This is a genomic window from uncultured Ramlibacter sp. (assembly GCF_936925435.1).
In the GTDB taxonomy this organism is placed as follows: Bacteria; Pseudomonadota; Gammaproteobacteria; order Burkholderiales; family Burkholderiaceae_C; genus Ramlibacter.
The window spans coordinates 58,289-74,573 of sequence record NZ_CAKZHQ010000012.1; the positions used below are offsets into that span (position 1 = coordinate 58,289).

The 16,285-nt window shown below is 64.4% G+C and carries 18 protein-coding genes, 1 tRNA gene and 1 pseudogene; 14 read left to right on the forward strand and 6 right to left on the reverse strand.

Annotation, left to right across the window (positions count from 1 at the left end; genetic code table 11):
• Positions 1-39: 39 nt before the first annotated feature.
• The 12 genes and pseudogenes from infC to Q0632_RS07715 all read left to right on the forward strand — a co-directional run bounded on the left by infC (position 40) and on the right by Q0632_RS07715 (position 10,176).
• A complete protein-coding gene (gene infC / locus Q0632_RS07665; RefSeq protein ID WP_298926765.1) occupies positions 40-642 on the forward strand; it encodes a translation initiation factor IF-3 in 603 nt (200 codons plus the stop codon).
• Positions 643-785: 143 nt separating this feature from the next.
• Positions 786-989, forward strand: a complete 204-nt coding sequence (gene rpmI, locus Q0632_RS07670; protein WP_298926708.1) for a 50S ribosomal protein L35 — start codon at positions 786-788, stop codon at positions 987-989.
• Between the two features lie 24 nt (positions 990-1,013).
• Entirely contained in the window at positions 1,014-1,373 is a 360-nt protein-coding gene (gene rplT, locus Q0632_RS07675) for a 50S ribosomal protein L20 (protein WP_141511532.1), read from the forward strand.
• 99 nt (positions 1,374-1,472) lie between these two features.
• Positions 1,473-2,519 carry a phenylalanine--tRNA ligase subunit alpha gene (pheS, locus tag Q0632_RS07680; RefSeq protein ID WP_298926719.1) on the forward strand — a complete coding sequence of 349 codons (1,047 nt, stop codon included), beginning with the start codon at positions 1,473-1,475 and terminating at the stop codon, positions 2,517-2,519.
• A 19-nt stretch (positions 2,520-2,538) separates the two neighbouring features.
• Positions 2,539-4,956, forward strand: a complete 2,418-nt coding sequence (gene pheT / locus Q0632_RS07685) for a phenylalanine--tRNA ligase subunit beta (RefSeq protein WP_298926722.1) — start codon at positions 2,539-2,541, stop codon at positions 4,954-4,956.
• A gap of 4 nt (positions 4,957-4,960) precedes the next feature.
• Positions 4,961-5,338: an integration host factor subunit alpha gene (locus tag Q0632_RS07690; protein ID WP_298926727.1), complete on the forward strand. Its 378-nt coding sequence runs from the start codon at positions 4,961-4,963 to the stop codon at positions 5,336-5,338.
• Between the two features lie 94 nt (positions 5,339-5,432).
• Positions 5,433-5,882, forward strand: a complete 450-nt coding sequence (locus Q0632_RS07695; protein WP_298926730.1) for a MerR family transcriptional regulator — start codon at positions 5,433-5,435, stop codon at positions 5,880-5,882.
• 49 nt (positions 5,883-5,931) lie between these two features.
• Positions 5,932-6,008, forward strand: a tRNA-Pro gene (locus tag Q0632_RS07700).
• 130 nt (positions 6,009-6,138) lie between these two features.
• Positions 6,139-7,029: an adenylate/guanylate cyclase domain-containing protein gene (locus tag Q0632_RS07705; protein WP_298926733.1), complete on the forward strand. Its 891-nt coding sequence runs from the start codon at positions 6,139-6,141 to the stop codon at positions 7,027-7,029.
• A gap of 16 nt (positions 7,030-7,045) precedes the next feature.
• A pseudogene (locus Q0632_RS22345) lies at positions 7,046-7,228 on the forward strand (FHA domain-containing protein); the annotation flags it as partial.
• A 9-nt stretch (positions 7,229-7,237) separates the two neighbouring features.
• A complete protein-coding gene (locus Q0632_RS07710; protein ID WP_367181175.1) occupies positions 7,238-8,167 on the forward strand; it encodes a type VI secretion system-associated FHA domain protein in 930 nt (309 codons plus the stop codon).
• A gap of 32 nt (positions 8,168-8,199) precedes the next feature.
• Positions 8,200-10,176 carry a serine/threonine-protein kinase gene (locus tag Q0632_RS07715; RefSeq protein WP_298926738.1) on the forward strand — a complete coding sequence of 659 codons (1,977 nt, stop codon included), beginning with the start codon at positions 8,200-8,202 and terminating at the stop codon, positions 10,174-10,176.
• A gap of 4 nt (positions 10,177-10,180) precedes the next feature.
• On the opposite strand, the gene Q0632_RS07720 is transcribed toward Q0632_RS07715, so the two are convergent.
• From Q0632_RS07720 to Q0632_RS07740, 5 genes are all read right to left on the reverse strand, one after another.
• On the reverse strand, positions 10,181-10,729 hold the full coding sequence (locus tag Q0632_RS07720; RefSeq protein WP_298926741.1) for an NUDIX hydrolase: 549 nt from the start codon (positions 10,727-10,729) through the stop codon (positions 10,181-10,183).
• Between the two features lie 68 nt (positions 10,730-10,797).
• Complete coding sequence (locus Q0632_RS07725; RefSeq protein WP_298926744.1) at positions 10,798-11,850, reverse strand: TRAP transporter substrate-binding protein; 1,053 nt, start codon at positions 11,848-11,850, stop codon at positions 10,798-10,800.
• Positions 11,851-11,916: 66 nt separating this feature from the next.
• Positions 11,917-13,239, reverse strand: coding sequence for a TRAP transporter large permease (locus Q0632_RS07730; RefSeq protein ID WP_298926747.1), 1,323 nt, complete (start codon positions 13,237-13,239; stop codon positions 11,917-11,919).
• A complete protein-coding gene (locus tag Q0632_RS07735) occupies positions 13,236-13,715 on the reverse strand; it encodes a TRAP transporter small permease (protein WP_298926750.1) in 480 nt (159 codons plus the stop codon). The genes Q0632_RS07730 and Q0632_RS07735 overlap by 4 nt, the downstream gene beginning before the upstream one ends.
• Before the next feature lie 45 nt (positions 13,716-13,760).
• Positions 13,761-14,459: a fumarylacetoacetate hydrolase family protein gene (locus tag Q0632_RS07740; protein ID WP_298926753.1), complete on the reverse strand. Its 699-nt coding sequence runs from the start codon at positions 14,457-14,459 to the stop codon at positions 13,761-13,763.
• A 244-nt stretch (positions 14,460-14,703) separates the two neighbouring features.
• On the opposite strand from Q0632_RS07740, the gene Q0632_RS07745 reads away from it, so the two are divergent.
• Positions 14,704-15,150, forward strand: a complete 447-nt coding sequence (locus tag Q0632_RS07745) for a MarR family winged helix-turn-helix transcriptional regulator (RefSeq protein ID WP_298926756.1) — start codon at positions 14,704-14,706, stop codon at positions 15,148-15,150.
• A 56-nt stretch (positions 15,151-15,206) separates the two neighbouring features.
• Here the strand turns inward: Q0632_RS07745 and Q0632_RS07750 are convergent, their stop codons facing one another.
• Entirely contained in the window at positions 15,207-15,491 is a 285-nt protein-coding gene (locus Q0632_RS07750) for an antibiotic biosynthesis monooxygenase (protein ID WP_298926768.1), read from the reverse strand.
• On the opposite strand from Q0632_RS07750, the gene Q0632_RS07755 reads away from it, so the two are divergent.
• Positions 15,405-16,285 (forward strand): malic enzyme-like NAD(P)-binding protein (locus Q0632_RS07755; protein WP_298926772.1); only part of this gene is annotated, 881 nt, incomplete at its 3' end. The genes Q0632_RS07750 and Q0632_RS07755 overlap by 87 nt on opposite strands.

Genomic DNA, 16,285 nt, shown 5'->3' on the forward strand with positions numbered 1-16,285 from the left:
CAGTGACGCTACATTTTTCGTAGCAAACTTGTTTGAAGGATCGAGACCATCGCTACTGAATTTCGCGACCGCCGCCACCGCGAGGAACGCAAGCACCGCCTGAACCGGGAAATCATGGCCCCGGAAGTCCGCCTCTCGGGGCCTGAAAACGAGCCCTTGGGCATCGTCAGCCTAGCTGAGGCGCTGCGAATGGCAGGCGAGCTGGATGTGGACTTGGTTGAAATTGCCGCCACGGCCATCCCACCGGTGTGCCGTTTGATGGACTACGGCAAGTTCAAGTACCAGGAACAGAAGAAGGCAGCGGAAGCGAAGGCCAAGCAGACGGTCATCGAAATCAAGGAAGTCAAATTCCGGCCGGGCACCGACGACGGTGACTACAACATCAAGATGCGCAATATCCGGCGCTTCCTGGCCGAAGGCGACAAATGCAAGATCACGCTGCGCTTCCGGGGGCGCGAGATCACGCACCAGGAAATCGGCATGGCGCTGCTCAACCGCATCCGTGACGAATTGGCAGACCTGATCCTCGTGGAGCAGTACCCCAAGCTGGAAGGCCGGCAGATGATCATGATGATCGCGCCGGGCAAGAAAAAAGTGGCTGTGAAGCCCGCGGCAGAAGCCTCGCAAGCGGCATCTGCCTGAAGAATCCTCGCCTGACGGCTGGTCGCCGGCAGGGGATGGCAGCAGGAAGTCCCAGGACTTCCTGCAAAAAAAGTGGCTCGGGGCCAACAAGTCCGCGGAAGGTTCGCGGCGCCTCACGAGCACAACCAAGAAGGAGCATTCACATGCCCAAAATGAAGACCAAGAGCAGCGCCAAGAAGCGCTTCCGAGTTCGTCCAGGCGGCACCGTCAAGCGAGGCCAGGCCTTCAAGCGTCACATCCTGACCAAGAAGACCACCAAGAACAAGCGTCACCTGCGTGGTGCAGTTGCGGTTCACGAGACCAACATGGTTTCGATGGCCGCCATGCTGCCCGGCCGTGGCATTTAACACCGACGAACAAGGAGTAATCACATGCCTCGCGTCAAACGTGGTGTAACGGCTCGCGCCCGCCACAAAAAGGTTCTCGCCCTCGCCAAGGGTTTCCGCGGTCGCCGCGGCAATGTCTTCCGCATCGCCAAAGAAGCGGTGATGAAGGCCGGGCAATATGCCTACCGTGACCGCCGTACCAAGAAGCGCGTCTTCCGCCAGTTGTGGATCGCCCGTATCAATGCGGCGGCCCGTGAATGCGGCCTGACGTACAGCCAGTTCGCCAACGGCATCCGCAAGGCCGGCATCGAGATCGACCGCAAGGTCCTGGCCGATATCGCCGTGCATGACAAGGCCGCCTTTGCCGGCATCGTGGAGCAGGTCAAGGCCAAGCTGGCTGCTTGAGTTCACGGTGAGTTGCCGCCCAAGGGCGGTAACCCGCACAAACGAAACAAGGGCTAGGGCTTGCAAAGGCGCTAGCCCTTTTTCTTTCTGAATGGTTGTATGAACGAGCTCGATTCCATCGTCGACAGTGCCCGCCACGCCTTTTCCCAGGCAAGCACGCCTGCGGATCTGGAAAATGCCAAAGCGCAATTCACCGGCAAGGCCGGCCGCATCACGGAACTGATGAAGGGCATGGCCGCGCTGAGCGTGGATGAAAAAAAGAGCCGTGGCGCCGCCATCAATCTGGCCAAGCAGGCGATCGAGGCGGCTCTCAATGACCGCCGCCAGGCCCTTGCCGATGCCGAACTGCAAACCCAGCTCAAAGCGGAGGCGCTGGACGTCAGCCTGCCGGGTCGCGTGCGCGAGCCCGGTGGCCTGCACCCCGTCAGCCTCACCATGGAGCGCATCGAGCAGATTTTTGCCAGCATGGGCTTCGATGTCGCCGACGGCCCCGAGATCGAGAGTGACTGGCACAGCTTCACTTCACTGAACAATCCTCCCAACCATCCTGCGCGATCGATGCAGGACACCTTCTACGTCGACATCAACGGCGAAGACGGCATCCCCTACAACCTGCGGCCGCACACCAGTCCGATGCAGGTGCGCTATGCCCATGCGCACATCAAGAAGCACGCCGCTTCGGGCAAGCCCATGCCCGAGATCCGCGTCATTGCGCCGGGCCGGACTTACCGGGTCGACAGCGATGCCACCCACTCGCCCATGTTCCACCAGTGCGAAGGCCTGTGGCTGGGGGAGAACGTGAGCTTCAAGGACCTGAAGGTCGTGTTCACCGACTTCTGCCGGACTTTCTTCGAAAGCGACGACCTGGCCCTGCGCTTTCGTCCCAGCTTCTTTCCCTTCACCGAGCCCAGCGCCGAGATCGACATCCAGTTCCAGACCGGGCCGCTGGCCGGTCGCTGGCTGGAGGTCGCAGGCTCTGGCCAGGTCCACCCCGCTGTCGTGCGCAACATGGGCCTGGACCCGGAAAAGTACATCGGCTTTGCCTTCGGCATGGGGCCGGACCGCCTGACCATGCTGCGCTACGGCGTCAATGACCTGCGCCTGTTCTTTGACGGCGACATCCGCTTCCTGCGCCAGTTCCGCTAACCGACTTCCGTACAAGAACATGCAATTCCCCGAGTCCTGGTTGCGCGAATTCTGCAACCCGCCGCTGACGACCCAGCAGATCGCCGACACCCTGACCATGGGTGGGCTGGAGGTGGAAGACCTGCGCCCTGTCGCGCCGCCCTTCAGCAAGGTGGTTGTGGGCGAGATCAAGGAAACCGCTCAGCATCCCAACGCCGATCGCCTGCGCGTCTGCCAGGTCGATGTCGGGCAGGGCGCCCTGCTCAACATCGTGTGCGGCGCACCCAATGCGCGGGTTGGCATCAAGGTGCCTTGCGCCCTGGTGGGCGCCCAATTGCCGCCTGGCGACGATGGCAAGCCCTTTCTCATCAAGCTGGGCAAGCTGCGTGGTGTCGAAAGCCAAGGCATGCTGTGTTCGGCAAGCGAGCTCAAGCTCAATGAAGACCATGGCGGTCTGCTCGAACTGAGCGCCGACACGGCAATTGGTGCCGATATCCGCGACGTTCTCAAGCTTGACGATGCTGTCTTCACGCTCAAGCTCACGCCCAACCTGGCCCATGCGCTCAGCGTCTATGGCGTGGCGCGCGAATTGTCCGCGCTTACCGGCGCGCCGCTCAAGCAGCCGGTTTTTCCGGCCGTTGCGCCGGCCATCGACGCCCGGGTGCGGGTCCAGGTCAGTGCACCTGACCTGTGCGGCAGGTTTTCGGGGCGTGTCGTGCGCAATGTCGACACCAAGGCAGCGACGCCGCAGTGGATGGTTGACCGCCTTGCGCGCTGCGGGCAGCGCAGAGTCACGGCGCTGGTGGACATCTCCAACTATGTGATGTTCGAGTACGGCCGGCCGTCGCACATCTTCGACCAGGACAAGATCCATGGCGCCCTGGACGTGCGCTGGGGCCGGCCCGGCGAGCAGCTCAAGCTGCTCAATGGCAACACCGTGACCGTGGACGAGAAGGTCGGCGTGATCGCCGATGAGCGCGAGGTGGAATCGCTGGCCGGCATCATGGGGGGCGACTCGACGGCCGTGTCGGACGACACCAAGAACGTTTATGTGGAAGCCGCATTCTGGTGGCCGCAGGCCATCCAGGGCCGGGCCCGCCGCTATAACTTCACCACCGATGCCGGCCACCGCTTCGAGCGCGGTGTGGACCCGAGCCAGACGGTGGAGCACATCGAGCACATCACCCGCCTAATCCTCGATATCTGCGGCGGCGAGGCTGGTCCGATGGATGACCAGACCATCAGCCTGCCGGAGCAAAAGCCGGTGTCGCTGCGTGTGGACCGCGCAGCGCGGGTCATCGGCATGCCTGTCACACAGGCGCAGTGCACCGACGCGCTGTCCCGGCTGGGGCTGGCGGTGACGCACAAGGATGGCGTCCTGACCGTGGTCCCGCCGAGCTACCGCTTCGACCTGAACATCGAGGAAGACCTGATCGAAGAGGTCGTGCGCATCATCGGCTACAACAACCTGCCGGTGACGCCTCCGTTGGCGCCCATCACGGCCAAACTGCCCCTGGAGTCACGCCGCAGCCGTTTTGCCGTGCGCCGCCAGCTGGCCGCCCTGGGTTACCAGGAAACCATCAACTTCAGCTTTGTGGAAGAGGGCTGGGAGCGCGACCTGGCAGGCAACGCCAACCCGGTCCAGCTTCTCAATCCCATTGCCAGCCAGATGAGCGTGATGCGTTCCTCGCTGTTGGGGTCGCTGCTGCAGGTCCTGAAGTTCAATCTCGACCGCAAGGCCGAACGTGTCCGCGTGTTCGAACTGGGCCGCGTTTTCCTGCGCGACGCCGCCGTGGCAACCACGGATACCACCGTGCGTGGCATCCACCAGCCGATGCGCGTGGCGGGCCTTGCCTACGGGGACGCCGATGGCTTGCAGTGGGGCCGCAAGCCCACGGGCGCGGACTTCTTCGACATCAAGGGGGACGTCCAGGCCCTGCTGTCACCGCTGGCCGCCGAATACAGGCCGGCAGAGCATCCCGCGATGCATCCCGGCCGTTGCGCCAGTGTCTGGCTGGAAGGCCGGCAAGTGGGCTTCGTTGGCGAGCTCCATCCGCGTTGGCGCCAGCAGTGGGAGCTGGCCCAGGCGCCCGTGCTGTTTGAGCTTGAGCTGGAGGTCGTACTGGCGCGGCCCGTGGCGCGATTCGAGCCGGTGCCGCGCCTGCAGCCGGCTGAACGCGACATCGCGGTCATCGTGGCCGACACGGTGACCCACGCAGCGCTGATGGCTGCCGTGCATTCGGCCGCAACCGGCGGCTTGTTGCGCGATGCATTGTTGTTCGATGTGTACAAGCCCAAGCAGGGCGCGCAGGCTGTTGGCGCCAATGAAAAAAGCCTGGCGGTGCGCTTGACGCTGGCAGGCACGGACGCGACACTGACCGACGACCAGATCGACGCCGCGGTGCAAGCCGTGGTGGAGCGGATCGCCGGCCAGTTGGGCGGACGCCTGAGGGGATGAATGCATGAACGCGCTCGCCACGACAAACAAGGAAGAGTCGACGATGGAGTTCACCGTTGAGAGCCTGGAAACGCCGGCCCTGACCAAGGCGCAGCTGGCGGAATTGTTGTTCGAGCAGATCGGCCTGAACAAGCGCGAATCCAAGGACATGATCGACGCCTTTTTCGACCTGATTTCCGACAGCCTGGTCGATGGCCAGGACGTGAAGATCTCCGGCTTCGGCAATTTCCAGATCCGGACCAAGGCGCCCAGGCCCGGCCGCAATCCCCGTACCGGTGAAGCCATCCCGATCCAGGCCCGCCGCGTCGTCACTTTCCACGCCAGCCACAAGCTCAAGGAGCAGATCCAGGGCAACGGCGCTGCGGATTCCTCCACAGTCTGAGGGAAGGCGGCCCGGGATGGCCGGCAGACAGGCTTTGCATGCCGGGCTGACTTAGAGTAACCTAGGAGCTTTCTCTCCTACAACATTGATTTCAATGGAGAAAGCCCTCCCTTCCATACCGGCCAAGCGCTACTTCACCATCGGTGAAGTGAGCGATCTGTGCGGCGTCAAGCCGCACGTGCTACGGTATTGGGAGCAGGAATTCACGCAGCTGCGCCCCATGAAGCGGCGCGGCAACCGGCGCTATTACCAGCACCATGAAGTGCTGATGATCCGGCGCATCCGCGATCTGCTCTACGACCAGGGCTTCACCATCAGCGGTGCACGCAACAAGCTGCAGGAGCTGGTGCAGGTCGAGCGTGACAAGCGCCGTTCGGGCGAGGTGATGCTCGATGGCGTGGAGGTGATCGAGGTCGAGGATTCCGGATTCGAGGACTTCGAGGACAGCGTGATGCCCGACGAGCGGGAGCTGGTCTCGCAAAAGCTCTTGTTCGTGCGACGGGAACTGTTTGAGATTCGCGACCTGCTTTCTGCAACGCACTGACAAGCTGGCCGGATTCACATCCATTGCCGGGTTATAATCATCGGCTTGTCGGCGTGTAGCGCAGCCTGGTAGCGCACTTGCATGGGGTGCAAGGGGTCGAAGGTTCGAATCCTTTCACGCCGACCAATTCTTCTCTGTGAAAAAGGGCCCGGAATCAACCCCGGGCCCTTTTTCATGGTTGTGGGCAAACTCGGCACGCATAAAATCCCTGCGCATGCTGACTGTTCTTCTCACTGTCCGGGGAAGCTGATCCATCTTGGCCACTGTCGTCTTTGCAGACCTGGTCGGAAGCACCGGCATTTTCGAGCGGCTCGGCGACGAGACCGCCGGCCGTTTTGTCACGCAGCTGACGACGGCACTGTCTCGAACCTTTGAAGAGCACCACGGCCGCGTCGTCAAGCTGCTGGGCGACGGGCTGTTTGTCGTCTTTCCCGCGGAGGCCGACGCCCTGGGCGCCTGCATCGCCATCCAGAAACGTCTGAACGAGAAGCCCGTCTATGCAGGCGGCACGGGCGCGCCGGTACAGATGCAGATGGGGCTGGAGTCGGGCGAGGTCGTCGAGATCGACGGTGATTGCTATGGCGATGCGGTCAACAGTGCAGCCCGCCTGGCCGATCTGGCCGGGGCCGAGCAGATTCTGGCCACGCAGCGGGTTCGCGATGCCCTGCGAATGGACCTGCAGGCGCAGTTGCGCAGCCTGGGCCCGATGTACCTGCGTGGCAAGTCAGAGGTGACGGAAATCTTTCGCGTCGACTGGAAGATCGACCGCGACAGCGACGCCACCGTCATGGGTGCGTCCCTGTTCAAGGCCATGCAGGACGGTCACCTGGAGATTGCGGCCATGGGCCAGACGCTGCGCCTGGCGCCGCGCGGCGAGCGGCTGACACTGGGCCGGGCGACAACCGCTTCCCTGTCGATCAATGATTCGCGCGTGTCCCGCGTTCATGCAACGGTGGAGTGGCGTGGGGCGCAATTCGTGCTCACCGATCTGTCTAGTTTTGGCACCTGGGTGTATGTGGGCAACCAGACTGAGCCGGTTGTCCTGCGGCGGACGGAGTGCTATCTTGTTGGACAGGGCGAGATCGCCCTGGGCTGCGACCGGGGCGCGGAAAGCGCACCCTTGGTGCAGTTCAGCATCAAGGCCTGAGGGCTGAAAGCGGGACATGGCTCTAGAACTTCGCGTTGCTGGTCCGGGGCTCGATGCGCTGCACGTGTTGCGGCCTGGCTCCGGGGAGTTGGTCCTGGGCCGCGATGCGGACTGCGACATTTGCCTGCCCGATCCCCAGCGCAACGTTTCGCGTCGCCACCTGGCGGTCTGGAATGAGTCCGACGAGATGCACTTTCGCGTGCTGTCCGTGGTCAACGGCGTGGAAATGCCTTTCGGTGAAGCGCCGCCGGGCGCCAAGGGCGTGCTGGCCATTGGCCAGGTGCTGAAGCTGGCCGAGTACAGCCTTGCGCTCAAAGTCCAGTCTGCTGCCGGCGAGGAGACCGATCCATGGGCGGTGTTCGACCTGAAAGCGGTGGCCGGGAGCAGCGCGGCCAAAACTCCTGCGCCACGCGCGGCAGCACCTGCGGAAGATGATCCGTTTGGCGATTGGGGTTTCCAGACGACGTTCGGCGGCACAACGCCGGGCACGGCGTTGGACGCGTCCAAGTTGGGTGCGGCAGCAGACCTGGCGCCTTTCTTCCAGGGGCTGGGCCTGGATCCGGCAACGATCGGGCAAGTCAGCCAGGGCGAACTCGAGGTGATCGGCAAGCTGGTGCGCATGGCGATCGAGGGTTTGATCGAGTTGCGCGCAGCCGCCATCGGCAATTCCGAGACACGGCCAAACGATGAACTGGCCGCGCTGGCGGTCAAGGACAACAACCCGCTCAAGACCGGCTGGACGAACGCCAGGAAATTCCAGTACCTGTTCGGCGGCCGGGCGGCCAGTGTCGGCTTTGTCAGTCCCGAGCGGGCCGTGCGCGACCTGGTCGCCGAGCTGTTGGCACACGACCTGGCCAGCGGAGCGGCCATGCGCGAAGCATTGGAAGAGGCCCTGCGCGAGTTTTCGCCGGCCACGCTCAAGGAGAGGCTGCTCGGTGGCGGCACCAAATTGTTCGAAGGCGCGAGGGCATGGGACGCGTATTCGCGCTACTACGCGCAGGAAGGGCGGGCTGTGCCTGAATGGGCGCAACGCCTGCTGGACAAGCATTTCCGCGAGGCCTACATGCGGGAGAGCCAGCGTATCAAACGTGAGACAGCCGAACGCGCGCCGCACAGCGATGGCGGGGCTGAAAGCTAGAATCCGCCTTTCCCCTCATCGGACTGTTGCAAGTGAGTCTCAAGAAGCTTGGTCGCTATGACCTTGTGCGTGTCCTCGGCAAGGGCGCCATGGGCATCGTTTATGAGGGACGCGATCCCAACCTCGAACGCCGCGTCGCCATCAAGACGGTGAAGGTCGAGAACCTGTCCGAAGAAGCGGCCGCCGAATACGAGTCGCGCTTCCGCACCGAGGCCCGTTCGGCCGCCCGGCTGCAGCACCCCAACATCGTCAGTGTCTACGACTCCGACCGCGATGGCGACATCGCCTTCCTGGTGATGGAGTACATCCAGGGTGACGACCTCAAGCACCACCTGGACAAGGGTGTGCGCTATTCGCTCGATCAGTCCCTGAAGATGGTCCGCGACCTGCTGTCGGCGCTGGACTACGCGCACAAGCAGGGCATCGTCCACCGCGACATCAAGCCGGCCAATCTGCTGATCGAGCCGGGCGGGCGGGTCAAGCTGACCGATTTCGGCGTGGCCCGCATCCAGGATTCGGGCGAGGCCACGCGCACGCAGGGCAGCATGGTGGGCACGCTCAAGTACATGTCGCCCGAGCAGGTGCAGGGCCAGAAGATCGATTCGCGGGCCGACCTGTTCTCGGTCGGCGTGGTGCTCTACCAGCTGCTGACCGACAAGCGTCCCTTCGACGGCGACAACGATTTTTCCATCATCCACCAGATCATCGGCCATACGCCGCCATCGCCCACCTCTTTCAATGGCCGCCTGCCGGCAGCCATCGACGCGGTGGTGGCGCGGGCCCTGGCAAAGGACCGTGACCAGCGTTTCGCAACGGCGCGGGATTTCGCCACCGCGCTGCAGTCGGCGATCCGCCGCGCCGAAGACGCCACCATCGTCCCGCCGGCTGACCCGCAGCGCAAGCCCGATGCGGGGGCGAGCGGCACCAGGGGGGGGCAATCCATTCCCGGCAGCGCGACCTCCGGCACCAGCGGGTCGATCGCCACGGTCACGCAGGAGCTGGAGCTGGTGTACTGGAAAGACATCAAGGACTCCGCCGACCCGCAGGAGCTCGACGGCTTCCTGGCCAGGTTTCCCGAAGGCATCTACGCCGACCTCGCCCGCCGCCGTCTGCGCAAGCTTGCCAGCGGCAGCAGCGGTGACCAGACCACCTTGAGCAGCCCCAGCCTGGTGGCCGTTGCCGACCAGGACATGGAGGCCACACGGCTGCGCAGCGATCTGTCGCAGCCCAGGACGGCCGCGCCTGCTCCGGCTGGCGAGGACAGCGGTTTTCCGCTGACCGAGATGGCGGATTACACCCGCACTGTGGTGGAACCGCGTCCTGACGATGCTGCGGCTGTGTCCCAGCCTGAGCCTGTCGCAGCGTCCAGTGCAGCAGCGGCTCCACTGGACGCGCCAGCGGCAACACCGCCGGCGTCCAAAAAGGCCGAAGCAAAGCCGCCGCAGCCGGCTGCATCCGCCCGCAAGCCTGCGCTTGCCGTGCTGGCGGGCATTGGTGCCCTGGCCGTGGCCGGGCTTGCCGCCGTGCTGCTGATGGGGAAGAACACAGGCCAGGCCCCGCTTGCGGCTGCGTCTGCGCCACAGGCGGTGGCAAGCCAGCCGGCCAGCCAGGTCGCCGCGGCAAGCGCGGACGGTGTCCCTGGTTTGCAGGCCACGATGGCAGCGGCGCCGGCGGCGCAGGCTGCATCGGTTGCTGCGCCGGCTGCCAGCGCAGCGCGCAAACCTGCGAGCGCGCCGCGCCCGAAACGCGCGGCCTCCAGTGCCACGCTTGCGGTGTCTGCGGATTCCTCCGCGCAGTCGCGGCCAGCCGAGGCCCAGGAGCCCAAGGCGCAGGCCGCTTCGGCGCCGCGGCTGACGCCGCCATCGGAGACATGCAAGGACAAGGTCTTCCTGTCCAGGCAGTTCTGCCTGCAGGAGGAGTGCGCCAAACCGGTGTTCCACAACGCGCCGGCCTGCGTCAAGCTGCGCGAGGAAGCCAAGCTGCGCGAAGACAGCAAGATCCGCAACTAGGCGCTCAGTCGATCACCAGGTTGTGCACGCTGAACCGGCCTTTGCGCCGGTCTTCGAAAAAGCATTCCAGCGTTTTCTGCACCGTCTTGAAGGAGATCTCGTCCCACGGGATTTCGTCCTCCGAAAACAGCTTGGCCTCTATGGTTTCGTGGCCCGGGTCGAAGCGGTCGCTGAGCAGCCGGGCCCGGTAGTAAAGGTGGACCTGGCCCACGCTGGGAACGCTGATCACGGTGAGCAGGTCTTGCAGCTCGAACTGGGCGCCGGCTTCCTCGTCGGTCTCGCGCCCGGCGCCTTGGGCCGTGCTTTCGCCCAGTTCCATGAAGCCGGCCGGCAGGGTCCACTTGCCCCAGCGCGGCTCGATGTTGCGCTTGCACAGCAGCACCTTGTCGCCCCAGCAGGGCACGGTGCCCACCACGTTGAGCGGGTTCTCGTAATGGATGGTGTCGCAGGCCGGGCAGACCGCCCGCTGGCGGGTGTCGCCGTCGTCGGGGACGCGGTAGACCACCCCGGTTCCGCAGTTCCTGCAGTGCTTGATCGGTGCGCGAAAAGGCATGAGGCTCCAGTGTACGGGCAAAAAAACAAGGCTCCCGCAGGAGCCTTGGCGGCGGCCGGCGCCGGCCTTCAGGCCTTGGTGGGCTTGCCGTGCTTCTCGATCAGGCTGCGAGCCGTTGCCAGCAGCTTCTTGCCGTCGTGGCCGCGCTTGTCCATGTCCTGCGTCCACTCCACCTCGATCAGGCGCGACTTGCGGCGGAACTCCTGGGCCTCGGCGGCGCCGACGGTGAAGATGGTGTTGCCGCGGTCGCTGGCCGACTTGCGGCCGTTCGGGTCGTTGCCCTGCTGCACCTTGCCCAGCCAGGCCGAGGTGGCCATGCCGGAGTTGTTGTCGATGACCTTCTTCAGCTCAGGCGGCAGGGAGTTGTACTTGGCCTTGTTCATGGCCATGACGAAGGTCGTGGTGTAGAGGCTGCCGCCGGCCGGGTCGAACTCGGCGTGGTACTTGGTCAGCTCGTTGACCTTGACCGAGGGCACGACCTCCCAGGGGATGACGCAGCCATTGATCGTGCCTTTGCTCAGCGCATCCGGAATGCCGGGCAGCGGCATGCCCACCGGCGTGGCGCCCAGCGAGCCCACCAGCTTGGTGACCTGGCGGGTGGGGGCGCGCAGCTTGAGGCCGCGCATGTCGTCCACCGACTTGACCGCCTTGTCCACGGTGTGGATCACGCCGGGGCCGTGCACGTGCAGGGCCAGCACCTGGGTGTCCTTGAATTCATCGGGAGCGACCGTCTGCACATACTCCCAGTAGGCCTTGGAGGTGGCTTCGGCATTGCTCATCATGAATGGCAGCTCAAAGGCCTCGATGCGCGGGAAGCGGCCGGCCGTGTTGCCTGGCAGGGTCCAGACGATGTCGACCACGCCGTCCTTGGCCTGGTCGTACAGCTGCACCGGCGTGCCACCGAGTTGCATGGCCGGATAGCCCTCGAACTTGATGCGTCCGCCGGACTCTTTCTCGACCTTCGCCATCCAGGGCTTGTGCATGTCCAGCCAGACCTGCGACTGCGGCGCCATGAAGGTGTGGAACTTCAGGGTGATCGCCTGCTGGGCGAAGCCGGTGAGTGCGGAACCACCCAGGGCGGCGGCTGCGCCGGACTTCAGAAGCGCGCGTCGTTGCATCATGGCTTACTCCATTTGAAAATCACTGCACGATACTGTGGCGGCGCGATGGCAGCCACGGTGAATGCCCTAATTCATGTACTTGACCAGCCACAGGGAGATGGCCGGGAACAGCAGCAGCACGGTGGTGCGGATCACGTCGCTGATCAGGAAGGGGACAACGCCGCGGTAGCTCTCGCTGATCGGCACATCCTTGGCCATGCCATTGACCACATAGACATTCAGTCCCACCGGCGGCGCCAGCAGGCCAAAGCCCACCGTCATCAGCACCATGATGCCGAACCAGATGGCGACCGACTCCTTGGGCATGCCGAAGTCCAGGCCGATGACCATGGGGAAAAAGATGGGGATGGTCAGCAGCAGCATGGACAACTCGTCCATCACCGCGCCCAGCACCACGTAGAACAGCATGATGGCCGTGACCACCAGCACCGGCGACAGGCCCCAGCCGCCCACCACGGCCGCCAGCTGGCTGGGCACCTGGGTCAGGGCCAGGGCGGAGTTCATCAGGTCGGCGCCAATGAAGATCAGGAAGATCATGGCCGAACTCTCGGCCGTGGCGTAGAAGCACTGCCTGAACTTGGCCAGGGTCAGCTCGCGCTTGAGCAGGGCGGCGATGAAGGTCAGGGCCGCGCCGACGGCCGCGCCCTCGGTGGGCGTGAACAGGCCGCCGTAGATGCCGCCAAAGACGGCAAAGAAGATCACCCCGATCGGCACCACGCCCAGCAGCGAGGCCAGGGTCAGGCGCGAATCCTCGTTGTTGTCGACCTCGGGCGCGTGGCCGGGTACGACCCGCACATAGATCGCGATGGCGATCATGTAGCCCACCATGGCCAGGATGCCCGGCACCATGGCGGCGGCGAACAGCTTGGCGATGTTCTGCTCGGTCAGGATGGCGTAGATCACCAGCGGCACCGAGGGCGGGATCAGGATGCCCAGGGTGCCGCCGGCGGCCAGCGTGCCGGTCGCCAGCCGGCCCGAGTAGCCGTGGCGCTTCATCTCGGGCAGGGCCACGCCGGTGATGGTCGCCGCCGTTGCCACCGAGGAGCCGCAGATCGCGCCGAAGGCCGCGCTGGCCAGCACGGCGGCCATGGCCAGGCCGCCCTTGAAGCGGCCCATCACGCCGGCAGCGAACCTGAACAAGGCCTTGCTGATGCCGCCCTGGGTGGCGAAATGCCCCATCAGGATGAACAGCGGGATGACAGACAGGTCGTAGCTGGCGAAGCGCGCGAAGGCCTGGCTGTTGATGAAGCTGGCGAACGGCGGCCAGCCGGCCTGGGCCACATAGCCGATCGCGCCGGCGGCGAACATGGAGATGGCGATCGGCACGCGCACGGCCATGCAGGCCAGCATGATGCCGAAGATCAACAAGGTGAGGGTCAGGGCATTCATACGTGGGCCTCGGTGTTACCGAAGCCGAACACGCTCTGGTGCAGGCCGATCAGGGTGGCCAGGATGAAGGGCGGCACCATGGCCACATAGACCACCCACTCGGGAAAGCCCATCATCATGGTGGTGGACTGGGTGTCGTAGGCGTTCATGCCGCCCAGTGTGGTGCGCCAGGCCAGCAGGGCGAAGGCCAGTGCCAGCAGCAGGGCGCCCAGGCGGTCCAGCCTGTCGTTGGCTGCCTTGCTCAGGCCACTGGTGAAGAAGTCGACGATGATGTTGCCGCGCCGGATCTGGCAGTAGGGCATGAACATGGCGATGGCCGCGCCGGCCGCCACGCCCGTGAGCTCGAAGTCGCCGACGATGGTGGCGCCGGTGGTGTTGCGGCCGATCAGGCTCAGGCAGGTCATCAGGGTGATGCCGGTGAGCAGCACACCAGCCAGGATGGCGAAGATCTTCGCCAGTTGCTCCAGGACGCGCAAACGCCTTCTCCTTGTTGTTGTTGTGGCGGCGATGGTCGCCGGGGTCTAGGCGCTGATTCTGACCGAAAGGCTTTCCAGTCCCGCAACGCCGCCCACCAGGGTGTCACCCGCCACCACCGCGGCAACGCCTTCGGGCGTGCCGGTCATGATCAGGTCGCCGGGCTGCAAGTCCCATGCCGCCGACAGGTGCTCGATGATCTCGGCCATGTTCCAGATCAACTTGCTCACCGTGCTGCGCTGGCGGTCCTGGCCATTGACCTGCAGCCAGATCTGCGCGTTGGCGACGTCGCCGGCCTGGGCCGCCGGCGTGATGGGGCCGATGGGCGCCGACTGCTCGAAGGCCTTGCCGATGCACCAGGGGCGGCCCTGCTTCTTCATCTCGCCCTGCAGGTCGCGGCGCGTCATGTCCAGGCCGACGGCGTAGCCGTAGATGTGCTTCATCGCGTCGGCAGCCTTGATGTTCTTGCCGCCTGTGCCAATCGCGGCCACCAGCTCGATCTCATGGTGGAAGTCCTTGGTCAGGCTGGGATAGGCCACGCTGCCGGTCTGGCCGGCATCGACTGCCACCACCGCGTCCGAGGGCTTGAGGAAGAAGAAGGGCGCTTCGCGGCCGGTGAAGCCCATTTCCTTGGCATGCTCGACATAGTTGCGGCCCACGCAGTAAACGCGGTTGACCGGAAAACGCTCGGGGCGGCCGACCACCGGCACAGAAACGGTGGCTGGCGGTGTGATGACGTAACTCATGCAATCCTTTCTGGAGTCTGCAAGCCGGACGCAGGTCGTCCGGCGAGGTCTGGGGGTGTTGCGCGGGCGGCCCATGGGCAGCGCCGGCCAGCATGCACAGTGCGCATCGTACAGGAGCTATCGCGTGCTGAGCGCCGCTTGCGCCGTGAGGGCGTGCCATCTGGCATTTTTTGCTAAGTATGCATACCATTGGCGTGCCAAGTCAGCGGGAAAACCCGGTGCGTTTGGCGCATAAACTGATGCCATGTCCCAAAGTTTTGATTACCAGCATGCGCCGGGCCACCTGATTCGGCGTGCCCATCAGGTGGCCTACGGCATTTTCATGGAGGCCGCTGCGGCATTTGATGTCACGCCGGTGCAGTTCGCCATCCTCAATGAGCTGATGGACACACCGGGGGTGGACCAGGTGACGTTGGCCGGCCGCGTGGCCTTCGATGCGGCCACTTCCGGCTCGGTCATCGGCCGTTTGGAAACCAAAGGCTGGGTCCGTCGTGAAGCCGATGTGCAGGACCGGCGCCGCAAGCTGTTGTGGGTCACGCCCGAAGGGGAGCAGGCGGTGCAACGCATGAAACGGGCGGTGATGCGTGCGCAGTCCACCATCCTGAGCCCGCTCAGTGCCACCGAGCAAGGGCAGTTCATGCGGCTGTTGGCCAAGCTGGTGGCCGGTCACGAAGCGGGCGATGCGCCCTGACACCCAGAGGCTGTTCGCACGCCCGGCACCGTGATCGCCCCGCGCTGCGGGGGGCTTCAGGACTTGGCCAACAGCTCAAAATGCTCCACCACGGGCGGCGCTGCGAAAAAGCTGCCGACGATGGCGCGCCATTCGGCAAAAGCCGGTGATTGGCGGAAATGCACGGTATGGTCTTCCAGCGTGTCCCAAAAGATCATGAGCACATAACGCTCCGGGTGCTCGATGCCCTTGTTGACCTTGTAGCCCTGGAAGCCCTGGGCCTTCGCGATCACGGTCTCGACGCCGCGCACGATGGCCTCGTCGAAGGCGGCCTGCTGGCCGGGCTGCCCGCGGTGGCGCAGCTGGCACGGTCCAGCGCCATCCACCGCGCCGGCGGCCGCGGTGTCGGCGGGGCGATCGCCGCCGATCCAGCGACGGCTTATGACTACACGACGCGCGGCAACATGGTGGCTGTCATCTCCAACGGCACGGCAATCCTGGGTCTCGGCAATCTCGGGGCGCAGGCCTCCACGCCTGTGATGGAAGGCAAGTCCGTCCTCTTCAAGCGCTTCGCCGATGTCGATTCGATCGATATCGAACTGGATACCGAAGACCCCGAAGCCTTCATCAACGCCGTGGCGCTGATGGAGCCCAGCTTCGGCGGCATCAACCTGGAAGACATCAAGGCGCCGGACTGCTTCTACGTCGAGCGCAAGCTGCGCGAACGCATGAAGATTCCCGTCTTCCATGATGACCAGCATGGCACCGCGATTGTCGTCGGTGCAGCGGTTCTCAATGGCCTCCACCTGATCGGCAAGGACCTCTCCAAAGTCAAGATTGTGACGTCTGGTGCAGGGGCTGCGGCGCTCGCCTGTCTCGATCTGTTGGTCATGCTCGGCGCACCGCCGAGCAATATCTGGGTAACCGATATCAAGGGCCTGGTCTATGAAGGCCGTATCGAGGAAATGGACGAAATCAAGGCACGCTACGCCAAGGTGACTGATGCCCGGACGTTGGGTGAAGTGATCGCCGATGCCGATGTTTTCCTCGGCTTGTCGGCCGGTGGCGTTCTCAAGCCGGAGATGGTTGCGAAGATGGCGCCTAGTCCGTTGATCATGGCTCTGGCCAATCCGACTCCGGAAATCACTCCGGAGCT